Origin of the sequence: Pasteurella atlantica, from assembly GCF_963693435.1 — a bacterium.
Lineage (GTDB): Bacteria > Pseudomonadota > Gammaproteobacteria > Enterobacterales > Pasteurellaceae > Phocoenobacter > Phocoenobacter atlanticus.
In genome coordinates this window covers 1,049,412-1,069,271 of sequence record NZ_OY856306.1, presented here as the reverse complement: position 1 = coordinate 1,069,271, position 19,860 = coordinate 1,049,412, and the positions used below count along the sequence as shown (strand labels likewise).

Genomic DNA, 19,860 nt, shown 5'->3' with positions numbered 1-19,860 from the left:
TCCACCCTACCCCTCCCCCGCAAGCGGGGGAGGGAATATGTCGTTTCTCTCTCCACTTGTGGGCACTACCATTCCTCCCTCCGTTTACGGGGGGAGGCTAGGAGGGGGGCTATATTTTTTCTGTATCCAACTGCCAACCCATTTGGCGAAGTTGTTTATAGCGTTCTCTTGCTTGTTCTTTTTGTGTTTCTTCAACAGGGACAAAGTCAATAATTTGGTTAAAGCTACTAATAAAATCAGGTACTTGATTTTGTAAGTTAATCAATAAATCTCTGCGTTGTGTATTGCGTTTTTCTTTCCAACTGATTTCAACAGGTGTCGCATAAGTGGTGCTTTCGCCTGATAGATTGTGTGGCACAAACTGGTTGGGATCTCTTTCCCATAACACTTCATCAATATCTAAAGCCTGCTCTTCAGTTTCGCAACTGATTAATACTCGTTTACCTGAACGCCACGCAGTTGCGACTAAATCACAGGCTACAGAAATAACTGCATCATAGTCGCCTATTTTTTGTTGCTGAAGTAGGTAAAACGTTGCTTTTTTCACAGATTTTTTAACCCGTTTAAAATAAAAGAGTAATTTTAACGGAATAGAATAAAAAAGTACATACGCAGATAATGATAAAACCGCTTGTCGTATCTAGTGTAAAACGTTAAAATTTCTAGTTCTGAATTTACTTTTAACTAATTGGTACACAAAATGACGAGCAATGCCCCTCAACATATCACTGTTTTATTAAATGAAGCAGTAGATGGATTAGCAATTAAGCCTGATGGTATCTATATTGATGGTACGTTTGGGCGTGGTGGTCATTCTCGATTAATTTTGAGTCAATTAGGCGAAAAAGGGCGTTTGATTGGTATCGATCGTGATCCTCGTGCGATTGCTGAAGCTCAAACGATTTCTGATCCTCGTTTTCATATTGAACATAATGCGTTTTCTTTTATTCCTGAAATTTGCGAAAAATTACAATTAACGGGCAAAATTGATGGCATCTTACTCGATCTTGGCGTTTCTTCGCCACAACTTGATGAGGCTGAACGTGGTTTTAGTTTTATGAAAGATGGTCCTTTGGATATGCGAATGGATACCACAAAAGGGTTATCCGCAATGGAATGGTTAGCACAGGTGTCTATTGAAGATTTAAGTTGGGTATTAAAAACCTTTGGTGAAGAGCGTTTTGCAAAGCGTATTGCAACAGCGATTGTGAATTATAATAAATCGAATATTGAAAAAATTTCTCGGACTCTACAATTAGCTAAAATTATTGCAGAGGCAGTGCCTTTTAAAGATAAGCATAAACACCCTGCTACTCGTTCTTTTCAAGCAATTCGTATTTATATCAATAGTGAATTGGATGAACTAGAAAAGGCGTTAAATTCAGCGTTAAGTGTACTTAATCAAGCAGGGCGACTTTCTATTATTAGTTTTCATTCGTTAGAAGATCGAATAGTGAAACAATTTATGCGTAGAAATAGTAAAGGAAAAGTGATTCCCAAAGGCTTGCCGATTTTAGAAAGTGAATTGAATAAAGATATTCCATTAAAAACGATTGGCAAAGCGATTAAACCCTCACAGCAAGAAATTAATCTCAATCCTCGTTCACGTAGTGCCGTGTTGAGAATAGCAGAAAAGCGATAAGGTATAAAAATGACAAATAAACATTATCCATTAAGACAGGTGATTTTCGATGATTTAGTCAATAATAATAAATTGGCAATTTTGCTTTTATTATTATTAACAGGAACAGCGGTTATTACCGTTTGGATTACTCACCAAACTCGTTTATTGATTACAGAAAAAGAAAAATTAATTAAACAGCAACATCAATTAAATAACCAATATTTGCATTTACAATTAGAAGAGAATTCAAAAACACAAAAACCTCGAGTTGTGGCTGCAGCAAAAAAATTCGGTTTACAATCAATACAAAAAGAACAAGAAATTATCATCATTGAATAAATATAGAGTTGAATAAATAATGGCATCAGTAAAGTTAAAATCAAATGACCCAGAAAATAAACAAAAAGAAAAGAGCTATTTGCCTTTTCGATTTTATAGTGTTTATTTTACCCTTTTTCTAATGGTATGTGCTTTAATTGGAAAAGTTGCCTATATTCAAATTTTTGATTCAGAAGAATTAATTAAAGAAGCCAATAATCGTTCTATTCGAACTCAAAAACTCAGTTTTACACGAGGACGTATTCTGGATCGTAATAACCGTTTACTTTCTGTCAGTGATCCTCGTTATTCAATCACTTTTGATCCTAAATTATATTTTGATACACAAATTAAACGCAATCGTACTCGTTGGAAAATTCTCGCAATGGAAGTAGGCGGATCAGCAAGTGCCATCCAATCTAATTTAAGTCATTTTTTAAAACCACAGACCAAATCTAAATACAGTCCTCGTGCTATTTTAAATCCTAATGATAATAAGTATTGGACATTACTCGCCAGAGTCACAGGGCTTGATTACAACTTATTATTACAAAAAGTACATAATAACCCTAATTCAGAATTTGTCCGTTTAGATAAAGAAGCCGCAAAGATTGAAAAAATCAAAATGCGGGCATTAGCAAGAAGCCTCCACAAAAGTTATGGGCATTTAATGACTAAAATATATAAATATTCGCATCGTCGTTTTATGTATATCGATCGTCATCGTTCCGAAGCAATAGGTAACTACGCAAAAGATCTCAATATTACCGCCTTATTTTTAAAAACAGAATACCTACGCGTTTATCCACTATCAGAGGCTATTTCTCAATTAGTGGGCTTTACTGATATAAATGACAAACACGGAATAGAAGGGTTAGAAAGAAGTTTTGATCTACTATTAATTGGTAAAAATGGTAAAAAAGTTATTCGTAAAGATTTTAGAGGTAATGTCATTGAAAATATTCATAATGAAAAACAATACGATCCTCAAGATGTAATATTAAGTATTGATGAAGAATTACAAACAATGGTGTATCGAGAAATTAAAACAGCCGTAATAGAAAATAATGCAAAATCTGGTACCGCCGTGTTGGTTGATATTCTTACTGGTGAAGTATTGGCAATGGCAAATGCACCTTCTTTTAATCCAAATAATCGTAAAACATATAAACCTGAATTAGCGAGAAATCGTGCCATTACCGATACCTTTGAACCCGGTTCAACAGTAAAACCTTTTGTGGTATTAACCGCATTACAAAATGGGGTGACTTATAGAGACGAGGTGATTAATACTCGTCCATTTAAAGTAAATGGACATACTATTCACGATGTTGCACCAAGGGATCAGTTATCAATTGAAGGTATTTTACAAAAATCCAGTAACGTCGGAGTAAGCCGTTTAGCGTTAAGAATGTCACCAGCAACTTTAATGAATACTTATACCAAAGTTGGCTTTGGTCAAGATACTGAATTGGGATTAGGTGAAAGACAAGGTACCAATGGTGAGCGTAGAAGATGGTCAGATATCGAGCGTGCGACTGTTGCTTATGGTTATGGCTTACAAGTCACGCCATTACAACTAGCAAGAGCTTATGCCACTTTAGGTAGTTTTGGAATTTATCGACCGCTCTCTATTACTAAAGTGACTCCACCTATTATTGGAGAACGTGTTCTTCCTGAAAAAATCACTAAAGATGTGGTCAGAATGATGGAAAGTGTCGCTAAAAAAGGCGGGGGTGGTGTTCGAGCGGCTGTTGATGGCTATCGAGTGGCAGTAAAAACAGGAACTGCTCAAAAAATTGAAAATAAACAATACGTTAAAAAATACCTTGCTTATACGGCAGGCGTTGCTCCTGCAAGTGACCCTCGCTTTGCTTTAGTAGTACTAATCAATGAGCCTCGAGGTAAAAAATATTATGGCGGAGCAATTTCTGCTCCCGTATTCTCAAAAATTATGGGCTACACATTAAGAGAACGTAATATTAAACCAGATAATTTAGAAAGTGAAAAATAATAATGAAACGATTAATTCATCTCATTCCAGAACTTAAAAAATGTGAGCCAATCACATTAAATCAAATAAGATTAGATAGTCGCCAAGTTCAACAAGGCGACTTGTTTATTGCATTAAAAGGACATCAAGTTGATGGACGAAATTTTATCCCAGTGGCAATATCACAAGGGGCAAAGTTAATTTTAAGTGAAGCAGAAGCAGATCAACAAGCGGTGACATTTTCTGAAAAATTTGCAAAAAATGAAAAAGATCTTACCGCTTGCCCTATCCTTGAGATCCCTAATTTGGCAAAAAAAGTGTCACAAATTGCAGACGAATTTTATGCTCATCCTTCAAAAAAACTCACCTTAGTGGGTATAACAGGAACCAATGGCAAAACAACTGTGGCACAGATTTTAGCTCAATGGCATAACTTAGCAGGGGGTAAATCAGCAGTAATGGGAACAATTGGAAACGGTTTGTATCCTGATATGCAAGAAGCCATTAATACCACAGGTTCTGCGGTAGAAATTCAGCAATACTTATCTCAATTTATGGAACAAAAAGCAGATTTTTGTGCAATGGAAGTTTCTTCACACGGTTTAGTTCAACACCGAGTTGAAGCACTAGATTTTGATGTTGCCATTTTTACCAATTTAAGCCGTGATCATTTAGATTATCACAACACAATGGATGAATATAAAGCGGCAAAATTTCGTCTATTTAATGAATTAACTACACAACATAAAGTTATTAATTTTGATGATGAAGTAGGTAAAAAATGGCTTGAAAATTTACCCAATGCCATCGCTGTTAGTTGTGATCCAACAGTAAAAATAACTCAACAACAATGGTTACAAGCAACGAATATTACCTTTACTCAACAGGGTGCAAGCATTGAATTTTCCTCAAGCTGGGGCAATGGCAAAATTGACAGTAAATTAATTGGTGCATTTAATGTGAGTAATTTATTAATCGCACTAGCAAGTTTATTGGTGCTAGGACATAATTTGCAAAATTTAATTAAAATCGTACCGCTCTTAACAGGCGTTCGTGGACGAATGGAATCTTTTAGTACAGAAGGATATCCAACCGCCATTGTTGATTATGCTCATACACCAGATGCCCTTGAAAAGGCGTTGCAAGCTGCTCGTTTACATTGTGAAGGTGACTTATGCTGTGTGTTTGGCTGTGGCGGTGATCGTGATACAGGGAAACGCCCTCAAATGGCAGAAATTGCTGAGCGTTACGCCGATAAGGTGATAGTGACCGATGACAACCCTCGCACTGAAGATCCTGAAGTTATCACTAACGATATTTTAAAAGGCTTTATTAAGCCAAAAAAAGTAAAAATCATACATATTCGCCAATATGCCATACAAGAAGCCATAGCAAAAGCTGATCCGAAAGATGTCGTACTAATTGCAGGTAAAGGACACGAAGATTATCAAATTATTGGTTTGAAAAAATACCCTTTTTCAGATCAAGAAGAAGTGAAGAAAAATTTATGTTAGATATCGTTTTATTTGAACCTGAAATTCCACAAAACAGTGGTAATATTATCCGTTTATGTGCCAACTGTGGCTTTCGTTTACATATGATCGAACCCTTTGGTTTTACGTGGGATGATAAAAAATTACGCCGTAGTGGATTGGATTATCGGGAATTTGTAGATATTCAAAGATATATTTCCTTTGATGACTTTATGGCACGAGCTAAACCTAAACGTTTATTTGCTTTAACCACCAAAGGTGAACCTAATCATAGCGAAGTAAATTATGAATTGGGTGATTTTTTGATGTTTGGACCTGAAAGTCGTGGCATTCCAAAAATAATTTTAGACAGCTTACCAATGAGCCAAAAAATCCGTATTCCGATGTGTAAAGACAGTCGCAGTATGAATTTATCCAATTCTGTTGCTGTGGTGGTTTATGAAGCGTGGCGACAATTTGGCTATCAGAACTGTGTTCCAAAACAGGATATTTAATTGATGAAAAATGTTGATGTCGTCATTATCGGTGCAGGTGCAGCAGGGCTTTTTTGTGCAAGTCAGTTAGGGCAAGGTGGCAAATCCGTTGTTGTGCTAGACAACGGTAAAAAACTAGGTCGCAAAATTTTAATGTCTGGTGGTGGAAATTGTAATTTTACCAATATGGAAATTTCACCGCACCATTATCTGTGCAAAAATCCCCACTTTGTGAAATCAGCCCTTGCTCGCTATACGCAATGGGATTTTATCTCAATGGTGGCAAGCTACGGCATTGCCTATCACGAAAAAGAGTTAGGTCAACTTTTCTGTGATGAGGGTGCAGAGCAGATCGTAGCGATGTTGAAAGCCGAATGCGATAAAAGTGGCAAAGTGGATATTCAGCTTAGACAAGCGGTAACATTAATTGAAAAATTTGCAAATTTTTATCATATTCATACCGCTAGTGGAACTTATCAAACAGAAAATGTAGTGATTGCAACAGGTGGACTTTCAATGCCAGCCCTTGGGTCGACACCTTTTGGTTATCAAATCGCGGAGCAATTTAATATCCCTGTATTGCCACCACGAGCAAGCCTTGTGCCTTTCACTTATAAAGAAAAAGATAAAATATTGGTTGCTCTTTCGGGGATCGCATTGCCAGTCACCGTGACTTGTGGTGAGCAATCTTTTTCAAATCAAATGCTCTTTACACATCGTGGATTGTCAGGTCCTGCAATGCTACAAATCTCAAATTATTGGGAATTGGGGGACAGTGTTGAAATTGATTTATTACCGACAGCGTCTATCATTGACGTCTTGAATGAACTTCGTCAATCTTCGCCTAAATTACAGTTAAAAAGCGTGTTATGTCGACATCTTCCTAAAAAATTAGTTGAATTATGGTTTGAACAAAAATTATTAAAAGAAAAAATTATTGCCGATTTAAGTAAAGTCGAATTAACTCACTTAGAGCAATTTATCCACCATTGGCAATTTGTCCCAAATGGAACGGAAGGTTATCGCACCGCCGAAGTCACCAAAGGGGGCGTAGATACCGATTTTATCTCTTCAAAAACAATGGAAACCAAACAAACGAAAGGGCTTTATTTTATCGGCGAAGTGCTTGATGTCACAGGTTGGCTTGGGGGCTATAATTTTCAATGGGCGTGGTCATCGGCTTTTGTCTGTGCGAAAGGGATTTTAGGGGATTAAATTTATTGTAATATAATAATCTTGAGGCCCCCCCTCCACTCCTCCCCCCGCAAGCGGAGGGAGGAATGGTTAAATAAGCTAAAAATTCCCTCCTCCGCTTGCGGGGGAGGGTTAGGGTGGGGGCTAACTATTAATTAAAAAAATCAATAGATAAAAGTTTACAGCACCCTGTAAATAACCTAAACATAGGAATATAAAATATTGAAACAACATCAAAAAATTCGCACATTTTCTCATAAGTGGCAACGAGAAAAAAGCCTAACAACAGAAGCAAAGCAATTACTGGCTACTTGTATAAATAGCAATTAAATAATGACAGAATTGCGAATATTAAAAATACAAGTTCAGCGTAAATTAAAGCAAACCCTTGTCTTAGCGAATACGTATTTTGAGAAAGAATTTATTACACCAAAAGTGAATTATAATGTGCGTGGTGCAAAGGCAGGCGTAGCCTATTTGCAACGCAATGAAATTCGCTTTAATCCGATTTTGTTGCAAGAAAACAGCGATGAATTTATCAAAAATGTCGTGCCACACGAACTCGCTCACATTATTGTTTATCAGCAATTCGGCAAAGTAAAACCACACGGCAAAGAGTGGCAAGCCTTAATGGAACAGGTTTTTGGTGTACCAGCTGAAACGTGCCATCAATTTGAATTGGGATCAGTTAGACAAAATTTTCAATATAAGTGTGACTGCCAAACTCATTTATTAACCATAAAACGCCATAATGCGATACAACAAAAAGGACGACGTTATATTTGTAAAAATTGTCGAAAAGCATTGAAATTAATGATTAATGTTTAATTATTCCTGTTGTATAATGCTTTCATATAATAAAAATAAATTTTTAATCAATGGAAACAATAAATGTGTCAATTATTAGGAATGAACTGTAACAGCCCAACAGATATTTCATTCTCTTTTGAAGGATTTAGACTGCGAGCAGGTATAACTGATAAACATTCAGATGGTTTTGGTATTGCTTTTTTTGAAGGAAAAGGAGTCCGTGTATTTAGAGATAATCAACCTGCGGCTTTTTCACCTCTTGGAGATGTCGTCAAAAATTATCGAATTAAATCCTTTAATGTTATTGCACATATTCGTCAAGCAACAGAAGGCGCAGTAAATATTGAAAACACTCACCCTTTTATTCGTGAAATTTGGGGTGAAAATTGGGTATTTGCACATAATGGTACAGTAGAAAATTTAGAAGTATGTGTAAACAATCATTACCAACCTATTGGAACAACAGACTCTGAACGTGCTTTTTGTTGTATGGTTGCTGCACTAAAAAAACGCTTTCCTAACAAACCATCCGAAATGGAAATCTTTAATGCTGTTGTCGAGATTTCTGAAAAAATTGCAGAAAAAGGGGTATTTAATTTTATTCTTTCTAATGGTGAATGGATGATTGCTCGCTGTGCCACAAAATTACATTATGTGACACGTAAATATCCATTTTGTAAAGTATTTCGTGAAGATGATGTTGTGATTGATTTTAGTCAATATACAACAGAAAAAGATAAAGTTACTGTTATTACTACTCAACCGTTAACCAAAAATGAAAATTGGACAGAAATGAAAAATGGCGGTTATGTTTTCTTTAAGGATGGTGATAAACTATTCGAAATTATTGGAACACTGCCACCTTGTAAGTCCCATGTTTAACACATTAATTATTAAAAATTATTTATACTAAGGAGAATTCTAATGACTCAATTTATCCATACTGAAAAAGCACCTGCTGCAATCGGTCCTTATGTACAAGCAGTAGATTTAGGCAATATGATCATTACTTCTGGTCAGCTTCCTATTGATCCTGCAACAGGCGAATTCCCCGCTGATATCGTAAAACAAGCACGTCAATCTCTTGAAAATGTGAAAGCAATTATCGAACAAGCGGGCTTAACGGTTGCTGATATTGTGAAAACCACTATTTTTGTAAAAGATTTAAATGATTTTGCTGCAGTAAATGCTGAATATGATGCTTTCTTTGAAGAAAATAATCATCCACAATTCCCTGCTCGCTCTTGTGTGGAAGTGGCTCGTTTACCAAAAGATGCAGGTATTGAAATTGAAGCGATTGCCGTTAGAAAATAATGACTGATATTCGTGTGATCCAACCTAGTTGGAATATACCTAAACACATTAAGGCTTTCACTACCTTGCGACAAGGTGGCGAAAGCCTTTTCCCTTTTGATAGCTTAAATTTAGGGGATCACGTAGGAGACAATCCTATTGCCGTAGCCAATAATCGCAAGCGGTTAGTTATTGCACAAAATTTACCAAATTCTCCTCTTTATTTAACTCAAACTCACAGCACTCGAGTAATCACACTCCCCTACTCAGACAATAATTTAGAAGCAGATGCAGTCTATACCAATCAACCTAATCAAGTATGCCTTGTAATGACAGCTGATTGTTTACCTGTACTATTTTGTAATAAAGAGGGGACAGAAGTGGCTGCCACTCACGCAGGATGGCGAGGATTATGTGATGGTATTTTAGAAGAAACCGTAAAAAAATTTCACAGCCCTACTTCAGAAATAAATGTTTGGCTCGCTCCTGCCATTAGTCAAAAAGCCTTTCAAGTAGGTAAAGACGTGGTGGAACAATTTTGTGATATAGATCCTAATGCTATTCAATGTTTTAAAAATGACCCAAGTGAAAAAGAAAAATACTATGGTGATCTGTATAAACTTGCGACTCAGCGTTTAAATAAATTAGGTATTACTCAAATTTCAGGTGGAGAGCATTGTACCTATACAGAAAAAGATAAATTTTTCTCTTATCGCCGTGATGGGAAAACAGGTAGAATAGCAACGCTTATTTGGATTTGCCCCCACCCTAACCCTCCCCCGCAAGCAGGGGAGGGAAATTTTTAGTGGTGTATACACAGTATATACTCACTCCTCCGCTTGGGGGAGGAAAATTTTTAATGTATTCATTCCTCCCTCCGCTTGCGGGGGGAGGCGAGGAGGGGGGGCTTGGGGCTTCAAAAATTTGCAAATTAAAAAAGAAGGACAAACAACGTGTTAAACCCTCAACTTAATTTTATTAAACAGATAACACCTGAACTTAGCCTTCAGCAGTGTAATGAAATTCCCATCATTGTATTAAAACACAAGCTGGGGCACGCATTTATTTCATTGCAAGGGGCTCATTTATTAAGCTGGCAACCAAAAGATACTGCTCAAAATGTGCTTTGGTTAAGTGATATAGAACCTTTTAAATTGGGTACTGCAATTCGTGGTGGCATCCCTATTTGTTATCCTTGGTTTGGTGGTAAGCAATCGCCCTCACACGGTTATGCTCGTATTTCATTATGGCAATTAAGTGGCTATGACATTAATGAAGAAAAGGCAAAACTTGAATTTTCCCTTTTTTCTGATGATGATATTATCGAAGCTAAAATAACAATGATATTCTCCGATATTTGTGAGATTACCTTTAAACATTATGGCAATGAGCAAGCTGAAGTTGCATTACACAGTTATTTTAATATTGCAGATATTAATAATATTTCAGTAACGGGTTTACCTACACAATGTTTCAATTCTCTGACTCAACAACCTGAACAAGTCCCTTCGCCACGTCAAATTACAGAAAATGTTGATTGTATTTATAAAATTGTCTCTCCTGCAACACAGCATATTACTGATCCAACTTATCAGCGTAAAATTGAGATTACGCATAATAATGCAAGTAATACGGTATTTTGGAATCCTTGGCATAAAGCAACCAGTGGTATGAGTAAGCAAGGGTATAAAACAATGGTATGTGTTGAAACCGCTCGTCTTGATAAACCACTCTCACAAGGTGATCAAGTTTCAGTGACAATTAAAGTAGTAGATGAATAATGATAAAAAATAAACGCCCAACATTACAAGACATTGCCTCTCATCTTGGCATTACGAAGATGACTGTGAGCCGTTATTTACGAAATCCAAACTCTGTTGCGGTGGCAACTCAACAAAAAATTGCTACTGCACTTGAGGAATTTGGTTATATTCCAAATCGTGCACCTGATATTCTTTCCAATGCCAAAAGTCACGCTATTGGTGTACTGGTGCCTTCTTTAACCAACCAAGTTTTTGCTAATGTAATCAAAGGCATTGAAACAGTCACTGATCCTGCGGGCTATCAAACAATGCTTGCTCACTATGGTTATAGTATAAAAAAGGAAGAACAACGTATTGAGAGTTTGCTCTCTTATAATGTGGATGCGTTAATTTTGTCTGAAAATCATCATAGCCCTCGTACTTTGAAAATGCTTAAAGTGGCAAATATTCCTATTATAGAAATTATGGAATGCAGTGAAATTGGCTCTTATCAAGCAATTGGGTTTGATAATGTAGCTGCGGCACAATCTATGACAGAAACAATGATAAATCGAGGACATAAACAGATTGTTTACTTCTCTGCTCGAATGGATAAACGCACCCAACTAAAAATGCAAGGCTATACACAAGCAATGCAAAAATATGGGTTAACTCCACATTGTATTACAACTGAAGAATCTTCTTCTTTTAGTCTTGGAGCAAAACAGTTACATCAAACTTTAGAAAAATATCCAGATACTAATGGTATATTTTGTACCAATGATGACCTTGCTATTGGAGCATTATTTGAGTGTCAGCGTTTAGGAATTAAAGTACCAGAACAAATTGCTATTGCAGGATTTCACGGTCACAATGTCGGTCAGTCAATGACGCCACAGCTAGCAACAGTCATTACACCTCGTTTGGAAATAGGAAAAGTAGCTGCGACACAGCTATTAGAACGATTAAATAACCAACCCCAGCAAAGCCATATTATTAATTTAGGATATCGTATTCATTTAGGAGAAAGCATTTAACCAGTTGTTAAATCAGAGGTTTTATCTGAGCAATACAATTTTCAACAACTTCTTCAAATGTACAATCAATACTAATATGAAAAACATCATCTTCATCCGCTTGTGGTACTTCTAAGGTTGCAAACTGGCTTTTTAGCATATCCGTTTTCATAAAATGTCCTTCCCTCTGTTGCATTCTCTCCAAAATAAGATCAAAGCTACCCGATAAGAAGATAAATTTTACATTCTGATTACCATCTCGAATTAAATCTCGATACTGTTTTTTTAATGCCGAACAGATGATGATCCCCTTTTCTGATTTCTGCTCAAGACTAAAAGCTGCATCTCGAATACGCTCTAACCAAGGAGCACGATCTTGATCATTTAACGGCTGACCTTGTCCCATTTTTATTATATTGGCTCTTGGGTGTAGATCATCACCATCGATTAACTTTAAGCCAAGTTGTCGTGCAACAGCAGTTCCAACACTAGTTTTACCTGTGCTAGAAACCCCCATTAAAACAAAACTTTTCCCTATGTTCGACACAACTCACCTCCTAGAATTAGACATTCTGAAAATATTCTACCTTTTTATGTTATCGGTAACAAGACATAAAAACGGAAAATATTATCTTAAAAAGAAAATTTTGAATAAAATTAAAGCGATTTTGCGATTAAAATCTTTATTTGTGAGCTATGTCACAAATTTCAAAAATAGCATTTGCAACGAATTACTGTTACTGGTAACTTTTAGTTATCTTAGGTAAGGATAATGAATTATTATTGCTTACTTTCTTTCTAACTACTTTCATTGAGGGTATTCTTATGAACAAAAAGCTAGTTTCTCTTTTAGTTGCAGGTGCATTTTCATTGTCTGCATTATCAGCATCAGCACTTACATTAAAAATACAATCATCAGATCCATCTGGTGACCAAAATTTCCAAATTCAGAAAAAATGGGTGGAAAAACTTAAAAAAGATTCTAACGGTCAAATTGAAATTGATCTATTACCTGTTGGTAGTATTGTAAAACACACCGAAACCTTAGATTCTATCAAAATGGGAATTATTGATGGTCACGTAACGGCATTAAGTTATTTCTCAGGAAAAGATCCTGCCTTTGGTTTACTCGGTAATATGGTGGGAGCGTGGTCTGATACTTCCCAACTACTTGATTATATGAATAATGGTGGTGGTAATGAGTTACTGACTGAATTATATAAACCTTATGGTGTAAAATTTGTTGGAGCATCAACTACAGGTGTAGAATCTTTTGTTTCAAAAATACCTCTTAATGGTGTAGCAGACTTAAAAGGTTTGAAATTACGTGCACCTGAAGGCTTAATTCAACAAGTTTTTGCAGCCGCAGGTGCAGCACCTGTTAATTTACCGGGTTCAGAAGTCTTTACTGGATTAAGCAAAGGAGTTATTGATGCAGCGGATTATACCGTATTCTCAACAAACCATAAAAATGGCTTGAATGATATTGCTCCACACCCTGTTCAACCAGGTTTTCACTCTTTACCTTTAATTGACGTTTCTATTAGTCAGAAAAAATGGGATGAGATGACCAAAGAACAACAAGAATTATTAGTTAAATCGGTAAATGATTTTGCAATAGATATTACTTCAACATTGAAAAAAGCAGATGAAGAAGCGGTGAAAGAAGCAATGAAAAATCCAAAAATCACGATTCATAACTGGTCAGCAGAAGAACGTAAAAAATTCCGTGCTATTGCTAAAACACAATGGGAAAAATTTGCGAAAAGTTCGCCAAATGCACAGAAAGTTTATGACTCTGTAACAAAATATCTAAAAGCTAAAGATTTATTATAATAGCTGAAATAATAGAGGTGGGGAGAGATTTTCCCACCTTATGGATATTAGGAGCAATATTATGGATAACACACCTGAAATTAAAACTCGTTTAGACAAAGTGATTGAGTGGATTGGAGAAAAACTCAGTCTCATTTTTTTATTTATTGTGGCGATTACTTTTTTTGAAGTATTTGTTCGCTATGTACTAAATTCTCCAACCATTTGGGTTCACGAAACCGCAATGTTTTTAGGTGGCTCACTTTTCGTATTTGGTGGGGCTTATGCACTTGCCACAGATAAACACGTGCGTGTTGTACTGATTTACGATAATGTTTCAGTAAAAACTCGTCATTATCTTAATATCTTTCATCATATTATGGGATTGATTTTCTCAGCAATGATGACTTGGGCAGCTTATCAAATGGCAAAAGAGGCTTGGGTCAAACCTTGGGGAGCATTTCAACTTGAAACCTCTGGTACTGCGTGGAATACCAATTTCCCTGCTTATCTAAAAGCCATTATTCTTATCACAATGATCATTGTCTCTATCCAATTTATTCTAAAACTTATTGCAGAAGTACGTTTATTACTCGGAGGTAACAATGTTTGATTTAGCCTCGCTCGGATTGGGCTATGGTAGCCTTTTAATGTTAATAATGATGATTGGATTATTATTAACAGGAATGCAGCTCGCTTTTGTAACGGGTTTTGTTGCTCTGTTTTTCCTTTTTGGTTGGTTTGGAATGGATGCTGTACCACTTATTACCAGTCGAATGTATAGTTTTGTGACCAGCTTTGTTTTCCTTGCCGTACCGATGTTTGTGCTAATGGCGGCAATGCTGGATCGGTCAGGTATTGCCCACGATCTTTTTGATGCAATGCGATTATTTGCCAAACGCTTACGTGGTGGCTTAGCCGTTCAAACCTTAGTGGTTGCTGTGATTTTAGCCTCAATGTCAGGCGTTGTAGGCGGAGAAACCGTCTTACTTGGTATGCTAGCACTTCCACAAATGTTACGTTTAGGCTACGATAAAAAATTAGCGATTGGCACGTGCTGTTCAGGTGGTGCGTTAGGTACGATGTTACCGCCAAGTATCGTACTCATTATTTACGGTTTAACTGCTAGTGTTTCTATCGGTGATCTCTTTAAAGGGGCATTTATTCCAGCATTAATTTTAGCCTCATTCTATATTGTTTATGTTTTAGTACTCTCTTACTTAAAACCAGAGCTTGCTCCACTTCCATCAGCAGAAGAATTAAAAGCAAACGAAGAAAAACCAGTTAATTATTTTAAAGCCTTATTCTTCCCTGTTCTGTCAGTTGTTGTGGTATTAGGAAGTATCTATGGTGGTGTTGCTTCTGTAACCGAAGCCTCTGCACTTGGTGTGGTGGGTATTATGATCAGTGCATTCATTCGTGGTGAATTAAGCTGGGAAATGTTAAAAGAAAGTGCATTATCAACAATGCGAACCTGTGGAATGATCATCTGGATTGGTATTGGTGCAACAGCATTAGTGGGCGTTTATAACTTAATGGGAGGCATTAAATTTGTTGAACAAACTATTCTAACATTAAGTAATGGTAGCCCAATTGGTACATTACTGATTATGATGGTTATCTTGCTTGTTCTTGGAATGTTCCTTGATTGGGTGGGTGTGGCACTTTTAACTATGCCAATTTTTGTACCAATCATTACAGGTTTAGGTTATGACCCAGTATGGTTTGGTGTAGTATTTTGTATGAATATGCAAGTCTCATTCTTATCACCCCCATTTGGACCTGCCGCATTTTACTTAAAATCGGTGGCTCCACCAGATATTTCATTAGGGCTAATTTTCCGTTCATTAGTACCCTTTATCGTACTACAAATTATTGCCCTGTCATTGTTAATCATCTTCCCTGATTTAGCAATTTGGTGGAAATAGTTAAAACAACCAAATAAAAAAACAGCGATTATTCCCTCGCTGTTTTTTTATGGGTACAAGCGGTAACTTTCTATTAATTTTTTGCAAATTTTTGATACAATCATATCGCTTATAATTTTAATATAAAAACTATGCCAATAATCAATCAATCCACTTTAGTGCCTTATAGTGCCAAACAGATGTATGATCTTGTCAATGACTACGAACGCTATCCTGAATTTCTCTCTGGTTGTGTGGGAGCAAAGACCCTTACCACTGCTGAGAATGAATTAGAAGCAGAATTGCATATTCAAAAACTAGGGATTAGTCAGCGTTTTAGTACCCATAACACAATGGTTAAAAATCAAAAAATTGAAATGACATTATTGAATGGTCCTTTCAGCTATTTACAAGGCACTTGGGCTTTTACTCCTTTTGATGAACAAAGTTGTAAAATCGCATTGTATTTAGAATTTGAATTTTCAAATCCCGTCATTGCAATGGTATTTGGAAAAGTGTTTAATGAACTCATTAATAAAATGATCCGTGCATTTAAAAAACGAGCGAAAGAGGTATATGGTGTCTAACAAAATAAGAGTTGAAGTACTTTATGCTTACCCAGAACATTATTTTTTGAAAAAAATAGAATTAAAGTCACCGCTCACTATTGAGCAAGTTATTCTGCAATCTGGTGTTTTAAGTAAGTATCCTGAAATTGATCTTAAGGTCAATAAAATTGGAATTTTTAGTCGCCCAGCTAAGTTAACCGATCTTGTTAATGATGGCGATCGTATTGAAATTTATCGCCCACTGCTCGCCGATCCTAAAGAAATTCGTCGTAAACGTGCTGAACAGCAAAAAAATAAATAGAAGCAGTTAGAGACTGCAGAGCAAGTTCGCACTTGCCCCCCTCCTAACCTCCCCCCCGCGGTGGGAGGAATGATGTACTGTACAACCATAATATAACAAAAAAATCCCCTCCTCCGCTTGCGGGGGAGGGTTAGGGAGGGGGATAAAATATTATTACTTTTAAAAAATCAATAATGTGTGATTATCCTGTTAAAAACTAAACAGAATTAACATATTTATACAAATCAATGAATAACAAAAAATTTGACATAGATCAGCCAATTTTAATCTGACCCCTCTCTTTTCTAACTTTTAGACTTAGAAATAGAAAAAAGTGTGATATAATTCACAGTATCTTTTACACTTTAGGTGTAAAAGTAAAATTTTGTTTAACTTAATATAGGTAAAAAAATCTATGGCTATTAAAATTGGTATTAACGGCTTCGGTCGTATTGGACGTATCGTATTCCGTGCAGCACAACTTCGTGATGATATCGAAGTTGTTGCAATCAACGACTTAATTGATGTTGATTATATGGCATATATGTTGAAATATGATTCAACTCACGGTCGTTTCAATGGAACTGTTGAAGTTAAAGACGGTAAATTAGTAGTAAACGGTAAAGCTATCCGTGTAACTGCTGAGCGTGATCCTGCAAACCTAAAATGGGATGAAGCTGGTGTTGAAGTTGTTGCTGAAGCAACTGGTATCTTCTTAACTGATGAAACAGCACGTAAACACATTCAAGCAGGTGCGAAAAAAGTTGTTTTAACTGGTCCTTCTAAAGATGCAACTCCTATGTTTGTTAACGGTGTTAACTTCAATGAGTATGCAGGTCAAGATATCGTTTCTAACGCATCTTGTACAACTAACTGTTTAGCACCTTTAGCTAAAGTAATTAATGACAAATTTGGTATCAAAGACGGTTTAATGACAACTGTTCACGCAACAACAGCAACGCAAAAAACTGTAGATGGTCCTTCATCTAAAGACTGGCGTGGTGGTCGTGGTGCTTCTCAAAACATCATTCCTTCATCAACAGGTGCTGCTAAAGCAGTAGGTAAAGTATTACCTGCATTAAATGGTAAATTAACAGGTATGGCTTTCCGTGTACCTACGACTAACGTTTCTGTTGTTGACTTAACAGTAAACTTAGAAAAACCAGCAACTTATGAAGAAATCTGTGCAGAATTAAAACGTGCATCAGAAAACGAAATGAAAGGTGTTTTAGGTTACACAGAAGATGCAGTAGTTTCTACTGACTTCAACGGTGCAACTGAAACTTCAGTATTTGATGCTAAAGCAGGTATCGCATTAACTGATACTTTCGTTAAATTAGTATCTTGGTACGATAACGAAGTAGGTTATTCAAACAAAGTGTGTGATTTAATCGCTCACGTTTATAATTACAAAGGTTAATTTGTAAATTTCATTTTAAAAAGCACCGCTTGTTGAGTGGTGCTTTTTTATTATGTTAAAAAATTCAACAAACATCTAAAAAATCATACATTCATATTTAAAATTTTAACATTTCACGCTATCATACCTTACTGTTATTCCTTTTACAGAACTTTAGAGGTTTTTTACTGTGAAAATTAAAATTCGTTTGATTGCTTTTTGTTGTTTAGTGCTATCTAGCTCTTCGTGGGGAGCAAGACAATTAATTAAAACAGAAGTAAAAGGAATTAAAAATTCTGTATTACTCAAAAATATTCAGCTTCACTTATCTCAAATTGATAACGAAGAAGCAGATGGTTCTGATCGTTATAAATATTTAGTTACTCAAAACGTTGATAAAGCCTTACGAGCAGAGGGGTACTATAATTCAACATTTAATTTTACATCTAAAAAAAATAATAAATTAACACTTGATATTAAATTAAATAACCCCGTTAAACTGAATAAAAGAAATATTGATATTAAAGGGAAAGCAAAACAAGATGCTGATTTTATTTCTCTAATAAAGGAAGAGGTACCAAAAAAAGGAACCATTCTTAATCATAGTACTTATGATAATTTTAAAAGTAAACTTGAAAATCTTGCTCAAAATAAAGGTTATTTTGATAGTCACTGGTTATATCACCGCTTAGAAATCTATCCTAGAGAATACCTAGCAAACTGGCAACTTGGTTATGATAGTGGTGAACGCTATCATTATGGAAAAATTAGTTTTAAAAACAGCCAGATAGACCCATCTTATCTTGATAATATATTAAAAATAAAACAAGGTAATCCTTATTTAATGTCCGATTTGTCAGATCTGGCTAATGATTTATCTTCCAGTAAATGGTTTTCTACTGTCTTGGTTGACCCTAAAATGGATAAGACATCAAAATTAGTTAATTTAGATATTTTATTGCAGCCCAAGAAAAAAAATCAAATTGAAATAGGTATTGGTTATGAAACAGATGTAGGACCTCATTTACAATTGAACTGGAAAAAACCTTGGATTAATGACGCAGGTCGTAGTATTGAAAGCAGTATGTATATTTCAAAACCTAAACAAACTTTTGCTGCAGCTTATAATATGCCCATTAAATCTAATCCATTAAATTATTATTCTCAGCTTGCAACCAGTTTGGAACACGAAGACCAAAATGATACTCGATATACTGCTGCAACGCTAGGTTTTCAACGCTTTTGGAATAAACCTCACAGTTGGTCTTATTCTGCAGGGTTAAAACTGCGTTATGATAAATTTGAGCAAGGGAATGATAACTACAAAACTTTTTTAGTTTATCCAACCTCTTCATTTAAACGTATTCGTTCTGATGGGAAACGCTTTCCGAAATGGGGAGACTCTCAGAAAATCACCATCAATTATGGAAATAAAATATGGAAATCTGATGTCAATTTTTACAGTATTAAAGCCTCTAGTGCTTGGGTTAGAACTTATTATGATAATCACCGTATTTATTTGCGTGCTGAATTAGGATATTTAAAAACGAAAAACTTTAATCGCATTCCTTCTGCTTTACGTTTTTTTGCGGGAGGAGACAATAGTGTTAGAGGGTTTAGTTATAAAAGTATTTCTCCTAGAGATAAAGAAAATAAATTAATTGGTGGATCACATTTAGTAACCGCAACAGCAGAATATCAATATCAGGTTTATCCAAATTGGTGGGGAGCTGTTTTTTATGACACAGGCTTTGCTGCAGATAATTTTAATAAAACAAACCTCCGTTCTGGTGCAGGTGTAGGTATTCGTTGGGCATCCCCTATTGGTGCCATTAAATTTGATGTGGCAACCCCCTTAAAATCACCAGATGATAAAAAAGGGATACATTTTTACATTGGATTAGGTTCGGAACTTTAATTAAAAAAGAAAGCCA

At 35.8% G+C, this 19,860-nt stretch carries 21 protein-coding genes; 19 read left to right on the top strand and 2 right to left on the bottom strand.

The window, feature by feature from the left end; translation table 11 throughout:
* Nucleotides 1-109: 109 nt before the first annotated feature.
* The gene (locus tag U9966_RS05055) at nt 110-547 is read right to left on the bottom strand and encodes a DNA polymerase III subunit chi (protein WP_306346837.1); all 438 of its coding nucleotides are present in this window, start codon (nt 545-547) and stop codon (nt 110-112) included.
* Nucleotides 548-700: 153 nt separating this feature from the next.
* Between U9966_RS05055 and rsmH the strand changes: the two genes are divergently transcribed.
* The 12 genes from rsmH to gntR all read left to right on the top strand — a co-directional run bounded on the left by rsmH (nt 701) and on the right by gntR (nt 11,977).
* Nucleotides 701-1,642, top strand: a complete 942-nt coding sequence (gene rsmH / locus U9966_RS05050; protein WP_306346836.1) for a 16S rRNA (cytosine(1402)-N(4))-methyltransferase RsmH — start codon at nt 701-703, stop codon at nt 1,640-1,642.
* Nucleotides 1,643-1,651: 9 nt separating this feature from the next.
* The gene (ftsL, locus tag U9966_RS05045; protein WP_306346835.1) at nt 1,652-1,963 is read left to right on the top strand and encodes a cell division protein FtsL; all 312 of its coding nucleotides are present in this window, start codon (nt 1,652-1,654) and stop codon (nt 1,961-1,963) included.
* Nucleotides 1,964-1,979: 16 nt separating this feature from the next.
* Nucleotides 1,980-3,956, top strand: a complete 1,977-nt coding sequence (locus tag U9966_RS05040) for a penicillin-binding transpeptidase domain-containing protein (protein WP_425325396.1) — start codon at nt 1,980-1,982, stop codon at nt 3,954-3,956.
* A gap of 2 nt (nt 3,957-3,958) precedes the next feature.
* Complete coding sequence (gene murE / locus U9966_RS05035) at nt 3,959-5,449, top strand: UDP-N-acetylmuramoyl-L-alanyl-D-glutamate--2,6-diaminopimelate ligase (protein ID WP_306346833.1); 1,491 nt, start codon at nt 3,959-3,961, stop codon at nt 5,447-5,449.
* Nucleotides 5,443-5,922, top strand: a complete 480-nt coding sequence (trmL, locus tag U9966_RS05030; RefSeq protein ID WP_306346832.1) for a tRNA (uridine(34)/cytosine(34)/5-carboxymethylaminomethyluridine(34)-2'-O)-methyltransferase TrmL — start codon at nt 5,443-5,445, stop codon at nt 5,920-5,922. The genes murE and trmL overlap by 7 nt, the downstream gene beginning before the upstream one ends.
* A gap of 3 nt (nt 5,923-5,925) precedes the next feature.
* Nucleotides 5,926-7,116, top strand: a complete 1,191-nt coding sequence (locus U9966_RS05025) for a BaiN/RdsA family NAD(P)/FAD-dependent oxidoreductase (RefSeq protein ID WP_306346831.1) — start codon at nt 5,926-5,928, stop codon at nt 7,114-7,116.
* 312 nt (nt 7,117-7,428) lie between these two features.
* Nucleotides 7,429-7,923 carry a SprT family zinc-dependent metalloprotease gene (locus U9966_RS05020; RefSeq protein WP_306346830.1) on the top strand — a complete coding sequence of 165 codons (495 nt, stop codon included), beginning with the start codon at nt 7,429-7,431 and terminating at the stop codon, nt 7,921-7,923.
* Nucleotides 7,924-7,986: 63 nt separating this feature from the next.
* Nucleotides 7,987-8,787 carry a class II glutamine amidotransferase gene (locus tag U9966_RS05015; protein WP_211597143.1) on the top strand — a complete coding sequence of 267 codons (801 nt, stop codon included), beginning with the start codon at nt 7,987-7,989 and terminating at the stop codon, nt 8,785-8,787.
* A 42-nt stretch (nt 8,788-8,829) separates the two neighbouring features.
* Nucleotides 8,830-9,219 carry a RidA family protein gene (locus U9966_RS05010; RefSeq protein ID WP_306346829.1) on the top strand — a complete coding sequence of 130 codons (390 nt, stop codon included), beginning with the start codon at nt 8,830-8,832 and terminating at the stop codon, nt 9,217-9,219.
* Nucleotides 9,220-9,227: 8 nt separating this feature from the next.
* Nucleotides 9,228-10,004, top strand: a complete 777-nt coding sequence (gene pgeF, locus U9966_RS05005) for a peptidoglycan editing factor PgeF (RefSeq protein WP_306346928.1) — start codon at nt 9,228-9,230, stop codon at nt 10,002-10,004.
* Nucleotides 10,005-10,151: 147 nt separating this feature from the next.
* Complete coding sequence (locus U9966_RS05000; RefSeq protein ID WP_306346828.1) at nt 10,152-10,979, top strand: D-hexose-6-phosphate mutarotase; 828 nt, start codon at nt 10,152-10,154, stop codon at nt 10,977-10,979.
* The gene (gene gntR / locus U9966_RS04995) at nt 10,979-11,977 is read left to right on the top strand and encodes a gluconate operon transcriptional repressor GntR (RefSeq protein WP_306346827.1); all 999 of its coding nucleotides are present in this window, start codon (nt 10,979-10,981) and stop codon (nt 11,975-11,977) included. Before U9966_RS05000 ends, gntR begins: the two co-directional genes overlap by 1 nt.
* 7 nt (nt 11,978-11,984) lie before the next feature.
* Here the strand turns inward: gntR and U9966_RS04990 are convergent, their stop codons facing one another.
* Nucleotides 11,985-12,473: a gluconokinase gene (locus U9966_RS04990; RefSeq protein WP_306346927.1), complete on the bottom strand. Its 489-nt coding sequence runs from the start codon at nt 12,471-12,473 to the stop codon at nt 11,985-11,987.
* Between the two features lie 308 nt (nt 12,474-12,781).
* On the opposite strand from U9966_RS04990, the gene U9966_RS04985 reads away from it, so the two are divergent.
* The 7 genes from U9966_RS04985 (at nt 12,782) to tamA (ending at nt 19,844) form a co-directional block, all read left to right on the top strand.
* Nucleotides 12,782-13,792: a TRAP transporter substrate-binding protein gene (locus tag U9966_RS04985; protein ID WP_306346826.1), complete on the top strand. Its 1,011-nt coding sequence runs from the start codon at nt 12,782-12,784 to the stop codon at nt 13,790-13,792.
* A 61-nt stretch (nt 13,793-13,853) separates the two neighbouring features.
* On the top strand, nt 13,854-14,384 hold the full coding sequence (locus tag U9966_RS04980) for a TRAP transporter small permease subunit (RefSeq protein WP_211597138.1): 531 nt from the start codon (nt 13,854-13,856) through the stop codon (nt 14,382-14,384).
* Complete coding sequence (locus tag U9966_RS04975; RefSeq protein ID WP_211597137.1) at nt 14,377-15,699, top strand: TRAP transporter large permease; 1,323 nt, start codon at nt 14,377-14,379, stop codon at nt 15,697-15,699. Before U9966_RS04980 ends, U9966_RS04975 begins: the two co-directional genes overlap by 8 nt.
* A gap of 131 nt (nt 15,700-15,830) precedes the next feature.
* Entirely contained in the window at nt 15,831-16,265 is a 435-nt protein-coding gene (locus U9966_RS04970; RefSeq protein WP_306346825.1) for a type II toxin-antitoxin system RatA family toxin, read from the top strand.
* Nucleotides 16,255-16,548 carry an RnfH family protein gene (locus U9966_RS04965; protein ID WP_306346824.1) on the top strand — a complete coding sequence of 98 codons (294 nt, stop codon included), beginning with the start codon at nt 16,255-16,257 and terminating at the stop codon, nt 16,546-16,548. Before U9966_RS04970 ends, U9966_RS04965 begins: the two co-directional genes overlap by 11 nt.
* Before the next feature lie 394 nt (nt 16,549-16,942).
* Complete coding sequence (gapA, locus tag U9966_RS04960) at nt 16,943-17,947, top strand: glyceraldehyde-3-phosphate dehydrogenase (protein WP_211597134.1); 1,005 nt, start codon at nt 16,943-16,945, stop codon at nt 17,945-17,947.
* 169 nt (nt 17,948-18,116) lie between these two features.
* The gene (tamA, locus tag U9966_RS04955; protein WP_306346823.1) at nt 18,117-19,844 is read left to right on the top strand and encodes an autotransporter assembly complex protein TamA; all 1,728 of its coding nucleotides are present in this window, start codon (nt 18,117-18,119) and stop codon (nt 19,842-19,844) included.
* The last annotated feature ends 16 nt before the right edge of the window (nt 19,845-19,860 follow it).